A 16,239-nucleotide genomic window follows, 5' to 3' on the forward strand; every position below is an offset into this window, starting at 1 on the left:
GGTCGCCTTCCTGTAACGCGAAATACCTAGGGAAAATTGTGTAAGCTACATATTAAATAATCCCCAGCGCGCGTTTACCGTGGATATTCAAATCCTCCAGCGTGAAGCGTCCTTCCCAGTTAGTTTCATAATCCTCTCGCGGGAAATCACCCGGCGATGCGCCTTTTTCCAGCGCAGCTTTCACTTTGTGGGCGTAGGCCAGATTTTTTTCGCACATCGGGGCGGCAGGGATATACATTACGTTACCCCAGCCCTGCTGATTTTCGACAGGCGCGACGGAGTGAATCACATCGCAATGCCACCACACGGAGTCTCCGGCGTCCAGTTGTGGAATGCTGGTTAACGCTTCAATCAGCAACGGATGCCATTGCGCAGAAATCGGCAGGACTCTGCCGGGCGCTACGCCGCAAAGCTCATCTTCCGGCACATCGTCAAGCAATGGGCGTAACAGCACATACGCCATCGCTTCAGGAATCGGAACCACGTGCAACAATCCCTGACCTGGCAGCATATCGGACAACGCAGTCCAGCCCTGGAAGGTACGGAACACTGAACATTTGGTGGTGTTATCCACCGTGTATTCTTCTACTTCGGTGCGATGCGCAGCCTGCCACGGATCGTAATCTGCCAGCTTTCCATTGAAAACATGAGCAAATACCTGCTGATACGCAGGCAGCAGCCAGCGTTCCAGCGCGCCGGAATCCGTATGCGCGCCCAGCCCTTTGGAGGTGGTTCCCGGCGGACGGCGGCGTATACGGTCAGGGTAGATAACGCTGACATCCGGGTTAAACCATTGTTTACCTTCGCTTGAAAATGTCCAAAGACGATTGAGGAACGACTGCGCATTGGCCATTTCTTCACTTTGGCGGGCCTGCATCTGCGCCTGGGACCAGTAAATGGGGTAGATTTCAGGTCGCGATGCGCTCAGGGTGCCGAAGAAGTTATCGCCCGGCCCTTTGTAGACGTCATCAAAATGGTTGCGATCCAGGTAATCAAGCATCGACTGATCCCATGCCAGCGCCTGTTCGCGGGGGAAATGCCCTTTAATGACTGCGCATCCGCGACGCTTAATTTCTTCACGCTGCTCTGCACTCACGCGACCCGCTTTGATATCCGCATAGGACAACACAGGCCATACCGGGGAGCCTTGCGCTTTGAGAGCGTTGATTTCCGCCACGCGGGTGGCAATGGCATCGCTCAGCTGATTGAAGATCAACTGAACATCCCCAAGCTGTGCCCGCAGTTGCTGTTTCATCTGACGGATTGCCGCTTTGTGATCGGCGGGCAACGTGTCGCTGGTAAAAGTAAAAGCCATAACCACCTCGCATTAACTTTCATTCGAAACTAAATTTAATTACAAGTGACAATATAAGTTAAAAGTTAGTTAATGCAAGTTTAAAAACCTGCTGGTGTGAGCAAAATAGAAAAAGAGTGAAAACCGGGATGAGGGATACCCCGGTTGGCAGGATCAGGCGTTAAAAGGTGAAGTGTTATCCAGCACTGCCTGAATTACGTTCAGCGCGCCTTGATGGTTATTGTCATCGGTCTGATAGCGGGCAATCGCTTTGATGCTCTCTGCCGCATTGGCCATGGCGAAAGAGTAATGCGCCATTTTCAGCATTTCTGCATCGTTGCCGCTATCGCCAATGGCGACGACGTTTTGTGGAGACAGGTTCCAGCGTTTCAGCAGGCGACTGATACCGTTGGCTTTATGTAAGCCCGGAATAATCAAATCGATAAACCCAAAGCCACTGGTGACGGGCTTCATTATGCCATCCAGAGCAGTGTGCAGGTGATCGATAACCAACGGGATTTGTTGGTCGGGTAAGTTCAGCGAAAACTTAAACAGCACATCATCAATGTCCTGATAATCCTTTACGGGTTTCAGGCGATGATAGTGTTTCGACATCAATGTCACGAAAGGCTCCGGGGCATTCTCACTGACGTAGGCACTTTGCAGACCACAGGCAACAAAATTGAGCTGCTTGTCTTTGAGGAGTTCGCCAATAACAATGCGTGATTCGTGACGGGTAAGCTCGCCATGAAACAACTGCTGGCCGTGCTCAAAAACCAGCGCGCCATTCTCAGCGACAAACGATATTTCGTCTTTAAGCTGCGGGAAAAAGGAGATCAACTGGTAATACTGGTTGCCGCTTGCCACGACAAATTCAATATCTCGTTTCTTCAGTTCCTGATACTGCGCCATAAAGCGTGCACGATCGTATTGCTTGGCGTCGTCGAGAAAAGTTCCGTCCATGTCTGTGACGATAACTTTGATGGTCATATATGCTCCTGGCTCATAACTGCGACCAGAAACATTTTAATAACAATGTGAGCTAAAGCACAAATTTAATTTCGAATGAAAGTAAAACGCCAGGTGGCAACTTCGCCTTACCCGGCTAAAGGGGAGTATGTAAGCCCGGTAAGCGCAGCGCCACCGGGCGGGAGGGTTACAGCATATGTTCAGTGCGCGCGATGATATCGTCCTGTGCATCCGGAGACAGCGCGGTGAAGAAGGCGGAATAACCCGCTACACGCACCACCAGATCACGGTACTGATCCGGGTGTTTTTTGGCTTCCAGCAGCGTTTCACGAGAAACGATGTTGTACTGAATATGCCAACCTTTGTGCTCTTCAAAGAAGGTACGCAGCAGAATCATCAGCTTTTGTTTGTCAGACTCATTTTCCAGCGTGGCCGGGTTCAGCTTCTGATTTAACAGCACGCCACCGAGAATCGAACCGGTCGGCAGTTTACCCACCGAGCCAATTACCGCAGTTGGGCCGAGATGGTCCGTACCGGAAGCCGGGCTTGCGCCTTCTGCCAGTGGAGTGTGTGCTTTACGGCCATCCGGCGTTGCCATCGTTGCTGCGCCAAACGGCACGTTTGCAGAAATAGACGAGGTCCCGGCGTAGTAATTGCCGCCAACCGGGCCACGTCCGTAACGCGGATTATGATACTGTTTCAGTTCATCGATATAAGTCTGATAAGCGCGGGCCAGCAGCGTATCAACGCTATCGTCATCGTTGCCGTATTTTGGTGCGCCGTTGATTAGCCGTTGGCGTAACTGCTCATGGGTCAGACCGTCAAAATCATCGGCCAGCGCGGCGGCCAGTTGTTGTTGACCGATAGTGCCCTGTTCAAAGACCAGTTTCTTTACTGCTGCCAGGCTGTTGCCGAGGTTGGCGATACCCACCTGCAAACCTGATACCCAGTCATACTTCGCGCCGCCTTGCTTAATGCTTTTCGCGCGTTCGATACAGTCGTCTACCAGCGCGGAGCACAGAATATCGTGTACGTTCTCTTCCAGCATGGTGTCAACGACATACTCGATTTCAATGGATTTACGCGTGTAGTAGCGAATCTGTGTATCCCAGGCATCCATCACTTCATCGAAATTGTTGAAGTTGCCAGCTGAGAGCGCTTTTTCCTGCGGCAGGAAGACTTTGCCGCTGGTGGCATCGCGTCCGCCTTCCAGCGCCGCCAGCATCACGCGGGCAAAGTTAATAAAGCTCATGCCGGTGCAGCGGTAGCCCCATTTGCCGCCAACGGCGGTTTCGATGCAACCAATCGCTGCATAGTCATAGGCATCTTGCGGCTCAATGCCCAGCTTAATGAATTCCGGAATGACGATTTCATCGTTGTTAAAGGCTGGCATCCCGAAGCCGCAGCGGATCACCTGCACGCAGGCATCAAGGAAGTCATTACTCATCCCCGCGTGATAACGCACGCTCAGGTTCGGCTGAGTAGAACGCAGGCGGCCACATGATTCCAGAATGGCGTAGGAGAGCGGGTTGACGGCATCCATCGCCTGACCGCTGACCAGGTTCTGGCCTCCTATGGTTACGTTCTGATAGAGCGGGCTGCCCGCTGAGGCTTTCGAATGGGAGCCGGAACGGATTTTGTTCACTTCCAGCAGTTTCAGCCAGCAGCTGTGCAACAGCTCAATGGCGTGCTCACGATCGAGGCTCTGATTCAGTTCTACGTCGCGACGGTAGAACGGGTAGAGGTACTGATCCATACGGCCAAACGACACTGAGTGACCGTTAGATTCAATTTGCAGAATCAACTGGATGAAATAGCACAACTGCAACGCCTGCCAAAATGTTTTTGGTGGCTCATGGGCAATCACATCACAGTTTTCCGCCATGGTCAGCAGTTCATCGCGACGGCTGGTGCGCGTTTCTGTGGACGCCATTTTACGCGCCAGCGCGGCAAAGCGCTCAATGTGCAGGCTGACGGCCTCCAGCACGATATCAATCGCTTTCAGGAACTGATCGCCGTGGAGATCGTCCAGACACGTCAGATTGATGCGGGAGCGACGTTCATCGACCTTGTGGCGCAGGCCGTCGAGACCTTTTTCCAGTAGTAGCGGGAAGTTCACCGCCAGGTGTGCGTCGCCGGAGGTCATATTACCTTCGGCTTTGATAATGCCGGTTTCCAGCAGCCCTTTCTGCTCGTCAGTGAACATCCCGTAGCAGCGATCCTGCACGGTCTGACCACGCCACCACGGACACACCTCATGTAATACGCGTTTATTCTCTTCGCTTACCGCAAAGCCGGCACCCGGTCTGTCGGCGAGGTCGTCGATCTCTTTTTCAATCCAGGAGACGGTGTATTCCGGGAAGATCGGCGCGGCGCGCACTTCGCTTGCCTGGTTACCGATAATCAGTTCGTCATGCTTGATCCAGATGGTGCGTTCCGCCAGATGATGGGCCAGCGCCAGCGCACGGCGTACCGGGATCGGCTTATCCAGGTGTTGCTGATACATCTCGGTATAGTGCTGGGCGCGCTCGGTACAAACCGGCGGTTTCACGATATGGATCAGGGCTGTTTTATGCGCTTTGATACGATCGCTGAGTGTGTCCAGTTTCAGAGTGGTCATGGCGATTATCCTCGTAGGGTCGCGGTTAAACCTTTAAGGCTGGCATACTGCTGGGCAAATTCGAGCAGTGCAGGCGCATCAAGCGGTTTATCCGGTGCGTTGTAGGGTTGACTGAGTAAGTGGTATTTGTTGATACCAAGGGTGTGGTAGGGCAAAAAATGAATCTCCCCGACGTGAAGCTCGTCGGCAGCAAAATCGGTAATAGCCTGGATGGCGGCTTCGTCAGCGTTGAACCCCTGAATCAGCGGTACGCGGATAATCATTTTTTTACCAGCTGCGGCCAGTTTTTTTAGATTTTCCAGCACACGAGAGGCGCTGCCATCGGTCCACTGTTTAAACGGCGCATCCGCCACGTGTTTTAGATCGGCCAGAAACAGATCGACGTCAGATAATGATGGTTCAATATACTTCCACGGGACATGCAGGCAGGTTTCCACTGCGGTATGAATGCCGGCGTCGTGGCTGGCTTTGAGCAAAGAAGCCGCCAGCTCTGGCTGCATAAACGGTTCGCCACCGGACAGGGTTAGGCCCCCTCCGCTGCGATCGTAAAACGGTTTATCACGCAATACGGTCGCCATGATTTCGTCCACGCTTTTTACCTCTCCACAGATGGTTAGTGCCTGCGTTGGACAGCAGTGGGTCAGCGCCGTCAGATCGTCATCGGTCAGTTTTTCGCGATGAATCAGCAACCCGCTTAGTGCCCGCTCAATTACTGCGGGTGCTGCCTGAGCACAAAGATTGCAACCATCAAGGCACAGGCGTGCGTCATAGAGCAGATCCTGCGTACGGGCGCGACTTTCCGGATTCTGGCACCACCGACAGCCCAGGGAGCATCCCTTAAGGAACACCACAGTACGGATCCCGGGACCATCATGCGTGGAATAGCGCTGGATATTGAAAATCATAAGCGACCTCTTTTCTTTCGTATAAAGATTAAATTACTTTCGAATGAAAGTTATATTGACGTGCGTCAACTAACCGTGAGGTTTCGCCGTGCTACCTTTTATTCATGCTAATTATTCGTTTGAGGAAAGGTTATGGAACTCTATTTAGATACGTCTGACGTTGATGCGGTAAAAGCTCTGGCGCGCATTTTCCCGCTGGCAGGGGTGACCACTAACCCGAGTATTGTGGCGGCGGGGAATCAGACGCTGGAAGTACTACTGCCGCAACTGCAGGAAGCGATGGGAGGACAAGGCCGTCTGTTTGCTCAGGTGATGGCGACCACCGCCGAAGGGATGGTTAGCGATGCGCGTAAGCTGCGGGCAATCATTGCTGATATCGTGGTCAAAGTGCCGGTAACAGCAGAAGGTCTGGCGGCTATAAAATTGCTGAAAGAAGAAGGGATCCCGACGTTGGGTACTGCGGTATACGGTGCAGCTCAAGGGTTATTGGCTGCACTGGCAGGTGCGGAATATGTTGCGCCATACATTAACCGCGTGGATGCGCAAGGAGGGGATGGCATTCAGACGGTGACCGACCTGCAGACGTTACTGAAAATGCATGCCCCGCACGCCAAAGTACTGGCAGCCAGTTTTAAAACGCCGCGTCAGGCGCTGGATTGCCTGCTGGCAGGCTGCGAGTCCATCACGCTACCGCTGGACGTTGCTCAGCAGATGATTAGCTCTCCGGCAGTTGATGCTGCCGTCGCGAAGTTTGAGCACGACTGGCAGAGCGCATTCGGTCGCACATCTATTTAAACGAGAGTGCCGGGATGTAGTCCCGGCATTATTGCGTACATGATTCCGTCAAAATGAATGTGTTGCAGTTGTACGCTTTTATCTGCGAATCCCCCTCGTAAAACCGACAAAGTCGGCATGCGACCCGTCATCATGGCAGGTACAGTCGTGTCATCATGTTAATCAGGTGACGGACCGCCATGAAAAAATCACCCACATACACGCCGCACGATGCGCTATTTAAAACGTTTTTAAAATACCCGGAAACGGCGCGCGATTTCATTGAAATCCATCTTCCCTCCACGCTACGAACGCTGTGCGATTTTTCGACATTAAAGCTGCAACCGACCAGTTTTATCGAGGATAACTTACGTGCATATTATTCCGATGTACTTTGGTCGATGAAAACCAGTGAAGGGCACGGCTATATTTATGTCGTAATCGAACATCAAAGCCGCCCGGATGTTCATATGGCATTTCGCCTGATGCGTTATGCGATAGCGGCAATGCAAAGTCACCTCGACGCCGGGCATAATACGTTACCTTTAGTTGTGCCGATGCTGTTTTATCACGGAATCGATACACCTTATCCCTTCTCTCTATGCTGGCTGGATGAGTTTGATAATCCAACACTTGCACGTCAGCTCTACCTGTCAGCTTTTCCGCTGGTAGATATTACCGTTGTTCCAGATGAAGAAATTATGCAGCACCGACGCATTGCTCTTCTGGAACTGATTCAAAAGCATATTCGTCAGCGCGATTTGATGGGGTTGGTGGACAAGCTGGCCGCGCTGTTGGTTACCGGAAGCGCTAATGACAGCCAGCTAAAAGCGCTGTTTAATTACCTGCTAATCCAGCACGGTCACAAACCGCGCTTTGGACGATTTATGCGCAAGCTGGCGCAGCGGGTACCCGAACACAAGGAGAGTACAATGAATATTGTGGAAAAAATACGTAGGGCAGGACAGCGAAAGGGGATGCGGGAAGGAATGCAAAAAGGCTTGGTTGAAGGCCGCCGCGAGGAAGCGTTACGCATTGCTCACTCAATGCTGGACGATGGTCTCCCACGGGCGGTCATCGTGAGGATTACTGGGCTTTCTGAAGATGACGTTAAATCACTGACGTATTGAACGTATATTAATTCAGCCCCGGATAACAAACGCCGCCGGGGCTTTCGTTTATTGCCCGCAGACCTCGCACCCCGGATTACGCATCAGCTTCATTTCGCGAAACTGGCAGGTCATGGCATCGTACATGACGATTTTTCCGGATGCCGGTTTACCGTAGTTTGCCAGCAGCTTAATGGCTTCCATCGCCTGTAACGAGCCGATCACGCCGATCAGCGGGGCCATCACTCCGGCTTCTACGCAGGTCAGGGCGTTTTCACCGAACAAACGGCTCAGGCAACGGTAGCAGGGCTCGCCTTCCTGATACGTAAAGACGGTAATTTGCCCTTCCATGCGAATTGCTGCACCGGAAACCAGCGGAACTCTGGCGGCAAAGCATCCGGCATTCAGCTGATTGCGGATGCTGACGTTATCCGTACAGTCCAGCACCAAATCGTGTTCGGTAATAAGCGCGTGAATCTCGCTATCGTCCAGCAGCGCATTCACCGGCGTAATGGCGATATAAGGGTTAATCCGCGTTAGCGCGTCACGAGCGGATATCACTTTTGGTTGCCCTACGGTTGCATCGCTGTGCAGCGTCTGGCGTTGGAGGTTCGACACGGAGACCGTGTCAAAGTCGAGCAGGGTTAAATGCCCGACGCCAGCACCAGCAAGGTACTGGGTTGCAGCACATCCCAGTCCCCCCAGACCAACGACCAGTACCCGCGCATCTTTGAGCGCTTCCTGACCTTCGAAATCGAAGCCGCGCAGAATGATTTGCCGGTTATAGCGCATCATCTCCTGGTCGCTGAGTTCTGCCATTACAGACCTCCAAACAGTGCGTTAAATGGCTCAACTTCAACCCATTCTCCGACCTCAACGTTACCGCGATCGCGCTCCAGCACAATAAAGCAATTGCCCTGGCTAAAGGAGCTAAAAATATGCGAGCCCTGGTGCCCGGTGGTAGTGACTTCCAGTTCGCCTTCCGCGGTACGCTGCAATACACCACGCTGAAAATCCAGACGCCCTGGCGTTTTCTTCAGGCGTGAAGCGGTGCGCACGCGCTGGCGCGGAGGTAACCCACAGGCGGTGTTGCCGCTGAGTTTCGCCAGCAGCGGTTGTACCAGTTGATAAAAGGTGAGGGCAGCAGACACCGGGTTACCCGGCAGGCCGCAAAACCAGCTGTTGCTCAGTTTGCCAAAGGCGAACGGTTTACCGGGTTTGATAGCCAGCTTCCAGAAGGCAATTTCTCCCAGCTCTTCCAGAATGGTTTTGGTGTAATCCGCTTCGCCTACCGAAACGCCACCAGAGCTGATGACAACGTCGGCCTGGCTGTCGGCTTCGATAAATGCGGCCCGCAGCGCGTTGGGATTGTCGCGAATAATCCCTAAGTTGATCACCTCGCAGCCCAACTGCTGCAGCATCAGGTGAACGGTCAGACGGTTTGTGTCATAAATCTGCCCGTCGCCCAGCGGCTGACCCGGCAATTGCAGCTCATCACCGGTGGAGAACAATGCCACGCGGACTTTACGCACAACGGGGACCTCGGCAATACCGAGCGAAGCCAGCACGGGAAGCTCGGCGGTTGTCAGACGAGTTCCTGTGGGGAATACCACCGCGCCGTTTGCAATATCTTCACCGCGCAGACGAATATTTTGTCCGCTGCGGACGTCGGAGGTAAAACGCACACCGTCGTCAGTTTGTTCCGTTTGCTCCTGCATTACCACGGCTTCACAACCGGCAGGCACCGGGGCTCCGGTCATAATACGGATGCAGGTTCCCGCAGGCCACTCGCCGTGAAATGGCTGTCCAGCAAAGGCTTTGCCAGCCACCGCAAGAGGCTGGTCTGATTGTAAATCGGCTAATCGCACCGCATAGCCATCCATTGCCGAGTTATCGAATCCCGGCACATCAATCGGGGAGACGACGTCGGTGGCCAGAATGCGGCCAAAGCATTGAACCAGCGGCAGCGTTTCGACGGCGGTGAGTGGGGTGATACGCGAAAGCATCTGAGAAAGAGCCGTTTCAAGCGGCATCAGTCCGGCGGTAAATTCCATGAGAAGACTCCTGCGGGGCAAAATCGAATCCACTCATTATGTCAGAAAATGGACGCGGACAGTATGCTACCTCAGGCTTAGGATCAGATCTGATACAGGTTTTCTGCCAGAGATTAGCGCTACAGGAAAGATGCAGTATAGACTCATGATTTCTGCTTTTTCTCCAGGAGGCTAAATGTCTGCGACTATCCCGGATTCAATTCGACGACAGGTGAATGCCGCCAGTGCACTGATTGCGCGGGTTATCGAGGGCGACCTGGTTGCTGTTCATTTGTATGGCTCTGCTGTTGAAGGTGGCTTAAAGCCCCAAAGCGATATCGATTTACTGGTTACCATTAGGCAGCCACTTAATACCCGGCAAAGAAAAGATCTGATGCAGGGTTTTCTGGAAATATCAGCCCCGCCTGGTAGCGTTGATAGATATCGGGCGCTGGAAGTGACCATCGTGATCTATTCACAACTTGTACCCTGGCAATTCCCACCGTCAAGAGAAATGCAATTTGGCGAATGGTTGCGTGACGATATTCGCGCGGGAATTGTTGAACCGACACAGGTGGATCCTGATCTCTCCATCCTGCTGACCCAGGCCAGGCGCGCCAGCGTAGCGTTGTTCGGTGAAGCCGCTGAGACGTTATTCAACGTCATTCCTTTTAGCGATGTCGTGCAAACATTTCGGCATATTCTTGATATGTGGCAGAAAACGGGCGATTTAGAGGGTGACGAGCGAAATATCATCCTTACTCTGGCGCGTATTTGGTACAGCCTGGTTACGGGCAATATTGTCGCTAAAGATGAAGCCGCCGCCTGGCTTATACCGCAATTACCCGTTGAGTATGCTGACACGCTGCAAGCCGCGCGTGCGGAATACCTGGGGTTAACCAAAAAGAACTGGGCTGCGTCTATGCCGTCTGTTGAACGCTTTGTGTTTTATGCAAAAAAACAGATTGCCGATCGGCTTGAATAATATATTCAACGATGTTGGAAGATCCCCTTTCTGATTAACTCATCTAAATAACCTGATGGGATGGGGGGTGAGGTACGGGCCTTAACCTTTACATGACGTCTGCATCTTTCTATATTCAAAAATCGAATCAATAAGTCACAGAAATTCTGATATTTATAACCCCGGTACCTGCCACCTAATGGACGAAAAAAATGGGTAAAGCAGTCATTGCAATTCACGGCGGCGCAGGGGCTATTACCCGTTCGCAGCTGAGCCAGGAGCAAGAGTTGCGTTATATACAGGCGCTGTCGGATATCGTTGAAACCGGCCAGCGGATGCTTGAAGACGGTCGTAGCGCACTGGATGTCGTTACCGAGGCCGTGCGCCTGCTGGAAGAGTGTCCATTGTTTAATGCCGGAATTGGCGCGGTGTATACCCGTGATGAAACCCATGAGCTGGACGCCTGTGTGATGGACGGTAATACGCTGAACGCAGGCGCCGTCGCCGGGGTAAGCCATCTGCGAAACCCGATTCTCGCGGCACGGCTGGTAATGGAACACAGCCCACACGTCATGATGATAGGTGAAGGGGCTGAAAACTTTGCCATTGCGCAGGGTATGGAGCGCGTATCAGCGGATATTTTCTCGACGCCAGAACGCTACGCTCAACTTCTGGCGGCGCGAACAGCGGGTGAAACGGTGCTGGACCATAGCGCGAGCCCGCTGGATGAAAACAACAAAATGGGTACCGTGGGTGCGGTCGCGTTAGATATGTTTGGCAATCTGGCGGCAGCAACATCGACCGGCGGGATGACCAATAAATTACCGGGGCGGGTGGGTGACAGTCCGTTGGTTGGCGCAGGCTGTTATGCCAATAATGCAAGTGTGGCAGTCTCCTGCACCGGAACCGGAGAAGTCTTTATTCGTGCTTTGGCGGCCTATGACATTGCGGCGTTGATGGACTACGGCGGTCTGAGTTTATCCGAAGCGTGTGAACGCGTAGTGATGGAAAAATTACCGGCGCTTGGCGGCAGCGGCGGTTTAATTGCTATCGATCATGAGGGCAATGTCGCTTTGCCGTTTAACAGCGAAGGCATGTACCGCGCCTGGGGATACGCAGGTGATACGCCAACCACCGGTATTTATCGGGAAAAAGGAGATAGCGTTGCCACACAGTGATGAGCTTGATGCCAGCGATGTGCTGGCAGTCAGCAATCTGAATATTGCCTTTGAACAGGAGCAGCAGCGTGTCAGCGCAGTGCGCAATCTGTCATTTCGCCTGAAGCGTGGCGAAACGCTGGCGATAGTCGGCGAGTCTGGTTCTGGTAAGTCGGTGACCGCCTTGTCGCTGATGCGTCTGATTGAACAGACCGGCGGCGAGGTGAGCTGCGATGAAATGCTCCTCCGACGCCGTAATCGACAGGTTATTGAGCTGGGTGAACAGAGCGCATCACAAATGCGTCACGTGCGCGGTGCGGATATCGCGATGATCTTCCAGGAGCCTATGACATCGCTTAATCCGGTGTTTACCGTGGGCGAGCAAATTGCCGAGTCTATCCGCTTGCACCAGGGTGCCAGTCACGAAGAGGCGATGGTAGAAGCGAAGCGAATGCTCGATCAAGTGCGTATCCCCGAGGCGAAGGCGATTTTATCGCGTTATCCACACCAGCTTTCCGGCGGTATGCGCCAGCGGGTGATGATCGCCATGGCACTGTCGTGTCGCCCTGCGGTTTTAATTGCTGATGAGCCGACAACCGCGCTGGATGTCACCATTCAGGCGCAGATCCTGCAACTGATAAAAGTGTTGCAGCAGGATATGTCGATGGGAGTGATCTTTATTACCCACGATATGGGCGTTGTGGCGGATATTGCCGACCGCGTGCTGGTGATGTATCAGGGCGAGGCGGTAGAAACTGGCAGCGTTGAGCAGATTTTTCACGCTCCCCAGCATCCTTATACTAAAGCGCTGCTGGCAGCCGTGCCGCAGCTTGGGGCAATGAACGGGCATGAACTTCCGCGCCGTTTCCCGCTTATTTCATTACACGATCCCAGTCATGTAGAGCCACAGACCGAACAGGATACCGTGGTTGAAGGCGAGCCAATTTTGCAGTTACGTAACCTGGTGACGCGTTTTCCTCTGCGTAGCGGCATTCTAAATCGCGTAACTCGCGAGGTGCATGCAGTGGAAAACGTCAGCTTTGACCTGTGGCCGGGAGAAACGCTATCGCTGGTGGGGGAGTCGGGCTGTGGGAAATCCACCACCGGGCGGGCGCTGTTGCGCCTGGTTGAGTCTCAGCGTGGGGAAATCATTTTCAACGGACAGCGTATTGATACCCTTGCTGCCAGCAAGTTGCAGCCGCTGCGTCGGGATATTCAGTTTATCTTCCAGGATCCGTATGCCTCGCTCGATCCACGTCAGACGGTGGGATATTCCATTCTGGAGCCTCTACGGGTGCATGGGTTATTGCAGGGGGATGCGGGGTCAAAACGAGTTGCATGGCTGCTGGAACGCGTAGGATTGCTGCCTGAGCATGCCTGGCGCTATCCGCACGAGTTTTCCGGCGGTCAGCGTCAGCGTATCTGTATTGCACGGGCATTGGCACTCAATCCCAAAGTGATTATTGCCGATGAATCTGTCTCGGCGCTGGATGTTTCAATTCGTGGGCAAATTATCAACCTGTTGCTCGACCTGCAGCGGGAAATGGGAATTGCATACCTGTTTATTTCCCACGATATGGCGGTGGTGGAACGGATCAGTCACCGTGTGGCGGTGATGTATCTCGGGCAAATCGTTGAGATTGGCCCCCGACGCGCGGTGTTTGAAAATCCGCAACATCCGTATACGCGCAAACTGATGGCGGCAGTACCAGTTGCCGATCCATCGCATCACCGACCACAGCGTGTGCTGTTGTCGGATGATATCCCCAGCAATATCCGCAAGCGCGGCGAAGAGATTTCCCCCGTGTCGTTACAGTTAGTTGGCCCGGGACATTATGTTGCGCGTGGGCAACCAGAAAATGCGCTTTCACGTTTATAACAGGCAGACAGGGTTTAAGGAGAATAACATGACAAAAATTGTTGCTCGGAAATGGCTGGTTGCTGTGGGAGTGGCCTCTGCGCTGGCCGCATCGCCTGGCTGGGCCGCCAAAGACGTGGTGGTGGCGGTAGGATCCAATTTCACCACGCTTGACCCCTATGACGCGAATGACACATTGTCGCAGGCGGTAGCGAAGTCGTTTTATCAGGGACTGTTTGGTCTTGATAAAGAGATGAAGCTGAAAAATGTGCTGGCAGAGAGCTATACGGTTTCTGATGACGGTCTGACTTACACTCTTAAGCTGCGTCAGGGCGTGAAATTTCAGGATGGTACCGACTTCAACGCCGATGCGGTTAAAGCCAACCTCGACCGCGCCAGCAATCCGGAAAACCGTCTGAAACGCTACAACCTGTATAAGAATATCGATAAAACCGAAGTCGTCGATCCGTCGACGGTGAAGATTACGCTGAAACAGCCGTTCTCTGCCTTTATCAATATTCTGGCACATCCGGCAACGGCAATGATTTCTCCCGCCGCGCTGGAGAAATACGGTAAGGAGATCGGTTTCCACCCTGTGGGGACCGGGCCGTACCAGCTTGATACCTGGAATCAGATAGATTTTGTGAAGGTTAAGAAGTTCGCGGGTTACTGGCAGCAAGGGCTGCCAAAGCTGGATACGATTACCTGGCGTCCGGTGACCGACAACAACACGCGTGCGGCCATGCTGCAGACCGGGGAAGCGCAGTTTGCCTTCCCGATCCCTTACGAACAGGCGGCGTTACTGGCGAAGAACAAAAACCTGGAACTGGTGGCCAGTCCGTCTATTATGCAACGTTATATCAGCATGAACGTCACGCAAAAACCATTCGACAACCCGAAGGTGCGTGAAGCGCTGAATTATGCCATCAACCGCCAGGCGCTGGTGAAAGTTGCGTTTGCGGGTTATGCCACGCCAGCAACGGGCGTTCTTCCTCCGTCGATAGCCTATGCGCAAAGCTATACGCCATGGCCATACGACCCGGCGAAAGCGCGCGAACTGCTGAAAGAAGCAGGTTATCCGAACGGTTTTACCACCACGCTATGGTCTTCGCATAATCACAGTACCGCGCAGAAAGTGCTGCAATTTACCCAGCAGCAGCTGGCGCAGGTGGGAGTTAAGGCTCAGGTAACAGCGATGGATGCCGGCCAGCGCGCGGCGGAAGTAGAGGGTAAAGCGCAGAAAGAGAGCGGGGTGCGGATGTTCTACACCGGCTGGTCTGCCTCTACGGGGGAAGCTGACTGGGCGCTGTCACCGCTATTTGCATCACAAAACTGGCCGCCAACACTGTTTAATACGGCGTTCTATAGCAATAAGCAGGTGGACAGTGATTTAGCGGCAGCGTTGCAAACCAACGATCCGGCGCAGAAAGCGAAGCTGTACAAGGATGCGCAGGATATTATCTGGAAAGAGTCGCCGTGGATCCCACTGGTAGTGGAAAAACTGATTTCGGCGCACAGCACCAGATTGACCGGGTTCTGGATTATGCCGGATACCGGATTTAGCTTTGATGATGCGGATTTAAAATAAGCTATTCATTCGGCCCCGCTAACCAGGGGCCGGCGAAGGGAGCGTGATGCTTAACTATGTTTTCAAGCGCCTGCTGGGGTTGATCCCAACGCTATTGATTGTTGCGGTGCTGGTGTTTTTATTTGTTCACCTGCTACCCGGCGATCCGGCCCGGCTGATTGCCGGACCGGAAGCTGACGCCGAGGTGATTGAACTGGTACGCAAGCAGTTGGGTCTGGACCAACCGCTGCATATTCAGTTCTGGCATTACATGACCAACGTGTTGCAAGGCGATTTTGGCACGTCGATGGTTTCTCGTCGCCCGGTTTCCGAAGAGATAGCCAGCCGTTTTATGCCGTCGTTATGGCTGACAATTGCGAGTATGGCATGGGCTGTGTTATTTGGTATGACGGCGGGGATCATTGCAGCCGTATGGCGCAATCGCTGGCCGGACAGGTTGAGTATGACGCTGGCGGTCACCGGGATCTCGTTCCCGGCGTTTGCGCTTGGCATGCTGCTCATGCAGATATTCTCCGTTGAGCTTGGCTGGTTGCCAACCGTTGGCGCTGATACCTGGCTGCACTATATCCTCCCGTCTATTACTCTGGGCGCGGCGGTGGCTGCGGTGCTGGCCAGGTTTACCCGCGCCTCGTTCGTCGATGTGCTCAGCGAAGACTATATGCGTACCGCGCGGGCTAAAGGGGTGAGTGAGACCTGGGTGGTGTTAAAACATGGTCTGCGTAACGCGATGATCCCAGTGGTCACCATGATGGGACTACAGTTTGGCTTTTTGCTTGGTGGATCAATCGTGGTTGAGAAGGTGTTCAACTGGCCTGGGCTTGGGCGACTGCTGGTGGACTCCGTCGAAATGCGCGACTACCCGGTGATTCAGGCCGAGGTGCTGTTGTTTTCTCTGGAGTTTATTCTTATCAACTTAGTGGTGGATGTGCTTTACGCCGCCATTAATCCGGCTATCAGGTACAAGTAAG

At 53.4% G+C, this 16,239-nt stretch carries 13 protein-coding genes; 7 read left to right on the forward strand and 6 right to left on the reverse strand.

Going from position 1 to position 16,239, the window contains the following annotated elements:
* Positions 1-52 precede the first annotated feature (52 nt).
* From E6P06_RS11505 to E6P06_RS11520, 4 genes are all read right to left on the reverse strand, one after another.
* Positions 53-1,315 carry a DUF1479 domain-containing protein gene (locus E6P06_RS11505; protein WP_003035273.1) on the reverse strand — a complete coding sequence of 421 codons (1,263 nt, stop codon included), beginning with the start codon at positions 1,313-1,315 and terminating at the stop codon, positions 53-55.
* 153 nt (positions 1,316-1,468) lie between these two features.
* The gene (locus E6P06_RS11510) at positions 1,469-2,284 is read right to left on the reverse strand and encodes a Cof-type HAD-IIB family hydrolase (RefSeq protein WP_139935249.1); all 816 of its coding nucleotides are present in this window, start codon (positions 2,282-2,284) and stop codon (positions 1,469-1,471) included.
* A 166-nt stretch (positions 2,285-2,450) separates the two neighbouring features.
* Entirely contained in the window at positions 2,451-4,883 is a 2,433-nt protein-coding gene (locus E6P06_RS11515; RefSeq protein WP_106107486.1) for a glycyl radical protein, read from the reverse strand.
* Between the two features lie 5 nt (positions 4,884-4,888).
* On the reverse strand, positions 4,889-5,788 hold the full coding sequence (locus E6P06_RS11520) for a glycyl-radical enzyme activating protein (protein ID WP_139935250.1): 900 nt from the start codon (positions 5,786-5,788) through the stop codon (positions 4,889-4,891).
* 132 nt (positions 5,789-5,920) lie between these two features.
* On the opposite strand from E6P06_RS11520, the gene fsa reads away from it, so the two are divergent.
* Both fsa and E6P06_RS11530 read left to right on the forward strand, forming a co-directional pair.
* Positions 5,921-6,583: a fructose-6-phosphate aldolase gene (fsa, locus tag E6P06_RS11525; RefSeq protein ID WP_032948908.1), complete on the forward strand. Its 663-nt coding sequence runs from the start codon at positions 5,921-5,923 to the stop codon at positions 6,581-6,583.
* Positions 6,584-6,762: 179 nt separating this feature from the next.
* Positions 6,763-7,692 carry an Rpn family recombination-promoting nuclease/putative transposase gene (locus E6P06_RS11530; RefSeq protein WP_139935251.1) on the forward strand — a complete coding sequence of 310 codons (930 nt, stop codon included), beginning with the start codon at positions 6,763-6,765 and terminating at the stop codon, positions 7,690-7,692.
* A gap of 48 nt (positions 7,693-7,740) precedes the next feature.
* Here E6P06_RS11530 and moeB read toward each other — a convergent pair whose 3' ends face one another.
* Together moeB and moeA are read right to left on the reverse strand one after the other, a co-directional pair.
* Positions 7,741-8,490, reverse strand: a complete 750-nt coding sequence (moeB, locus tag E6P06_RS11535) for a molybdopterin-synthase adenylyltransferase MoeB (RefSeq protein WP_139935252.1) — start codon at positions 8,488-8,490, stop codon at positions 7,741-7,743.
* Positions 8,490-9,725 carry a molybdopterin molybdotransferase MoeA gene (moeA, locus tag E6P06_RS11540; protein WP_003845452.1) on the reverse strand — a complete coding sequence of 412 codons (1,236 nt, stop codon included), beginning with the start codon at positions 9,723-9,725 and terminating at the stop codon, positions 8,490-8,492. Before moeA ends, moeB begins: the two co-directional genes overlap by 1 nt.
* Positions 9,726-9,900: 175 nt before the next feature.
* Between moeA and E6P06_RS11545 the strand changes: the two genes are divergently transcribed.
* The 5 genes from E6P06_RS11545 (at position 9,901) to gsiC (ending at position 16,238) form a co-directional block, all read left to right on the forward strand.
* Positions 9,901-10,689, forward strand: a complete 789-nt coding sequence (locus tag E6P06_RS11545; protein WP_139935253.1) for an aminoglycoside adenylyltransferase family protein — start codon at positions 9,901-9,903, stop codon at positions 10,687-10,689.
* A 191-nt stretch (positions 10,690-10,880) separates the two neighbouring features.
* On the forward strand, positions 10,881-11,846 hold the full coding sequence (iaaA, locus tag E6P06_RS11550) for a beta-aspartyl-peptidase (RefSeq protein WP_003836974.1): 966 nt from the start codon (positions 10,881-10,883) through the stop codon (positions 11,844-11,846).
* Positions 11,833-13,704 carry a glutathione ABC transporter ATP-binding protein GsiA gene (gene gsiA, locus E6P06_RS11555; protein WP_139935254.1) on the forward strand — a complete coding sequence of 624 codons (1,872 nt, stop codon included), beginning with the start codon at positions 11,833-11,835 and terminating at the stop codon, positions 13,702-13,704. The genes iaaA and gsiA overlap by 14 nt, the downstream gene beginning before the upstream one ends.
* A gap of 28 nt (positions 13,705-13,732) precedes the next feature.
* Positions 13,733-15,271: a glutathione ABC transporter substrate-binding protein GsiB gene (gene gsiB, locus E6P06_RS11560; RefSeq protein ID WP_139935255.1), complete on the forward strand. Its 1,539-nt coding sequence runs from the start codon at positions 13,733-13,735 to the stop codon at positions 15,269-15,271.
* 46 nt (positions 15,272-15,317) lie between these two features.
* Positions 15,318-16,238 carry a glutathione ABC transporter permease GsiC gene (gene gsiC, locus E6P06_RS11565; protein ID WP_003836970.1) on the forward strand — a complete coding sequence of 307 codons (921 nt, stop codon included), beginning with the start codon at positions 15,318-15,320 and terminating at the stop codon, positions 16,236-16,238.
* Position 16,239 lies beyond the last annotated feature (1 nt).

Source organism: Citrobacter sp. CF971 (assembly GCF_006385635.1).
GTDB lineage: Bacteria > Pseudomonadota > Gammaproteobacteria > Enterobacterales > Enterobacteriaceae > Citrobacter > Citrobacter freundii.

Coding starts and splice junctions, on each gene's coding strand:
- E6P06_RS11505 (WP_003035273.1), bottom strand. CDS start 1,315: ATGGCTTTTACTTTTACCAGCGACACGTTGCCCGCCGATCACAAAGCG.
- E6P06_RS11510 (WP_139935249.1), bottom strand. CDS start 2,284: ATGACCATCAAAGTTATCGTCACAGACATGGACGGAACTTTTCTCGAC.
- E6P06_RS11515 (WP_106107486.1), bottom strand. CDS start 4,883: ATGACCACTCTGAAACTGGACACACTCAGCGATCGTATCAAAGCGCAT.
- E6P06_RS11520 (WP_139935250.1), bottom strand. CDS start 5,788: ATGATTTTCAATATCCAGCGCTATTCCACGCATGATGGTCCCGGGATC.
- fsa (WP_032948908.1), top strand. CDS start 5,921: ATGGAACTCTATTTAGATACGTCTGACGTTGATGCGGTAAAAGCTCTG.
- E6P06_RS11530 (WP_139935251.1), top strand. CDS start 6,763: ATGAAAAAATCACCCACATACACGCCGCACGATGCGCTATTTAAAACG.
- moeB (WP_139935252.1), bottom strand. CDS start 8,490: ATGGCAGAACTCAGCGACCAGGAGATGATGCGCTATAACCGGCAAATC.
- moeA (WP_003845452.1), bottom strand. CDS start 9,725: ATGGAATTTACCGCCGGACTGATGCCGCTTGAAACGGCTCTTTCTCAG.
- E6P06_RS11545 (WP_139935253.1), top strand. CDS start 9,901: ATGTCTGCGACTATCCCGGATTCAATTCGACGACAGGTGAATGCCGCC.
- iaaA (WP_003836974.1), top strand. CDS start 10,881: ATGGGTAAAGCAGTCATTGCAATTCACGGCGGCGCAGGGGCTATTACC.
- gsiB (WP_139935255.1), top strand. CDS start 13,733: ATGACAAAAATTGTTGCTCGGAAATGGCTGGTTGCTGTGGGAGTGGCC.
- gsiC (WP_003836970.1), top strand. CDS start 15,318: ATGCTTAACTATGTTTTCAAGCGCCTGCTGGGGTTGATCCCAACGCTA.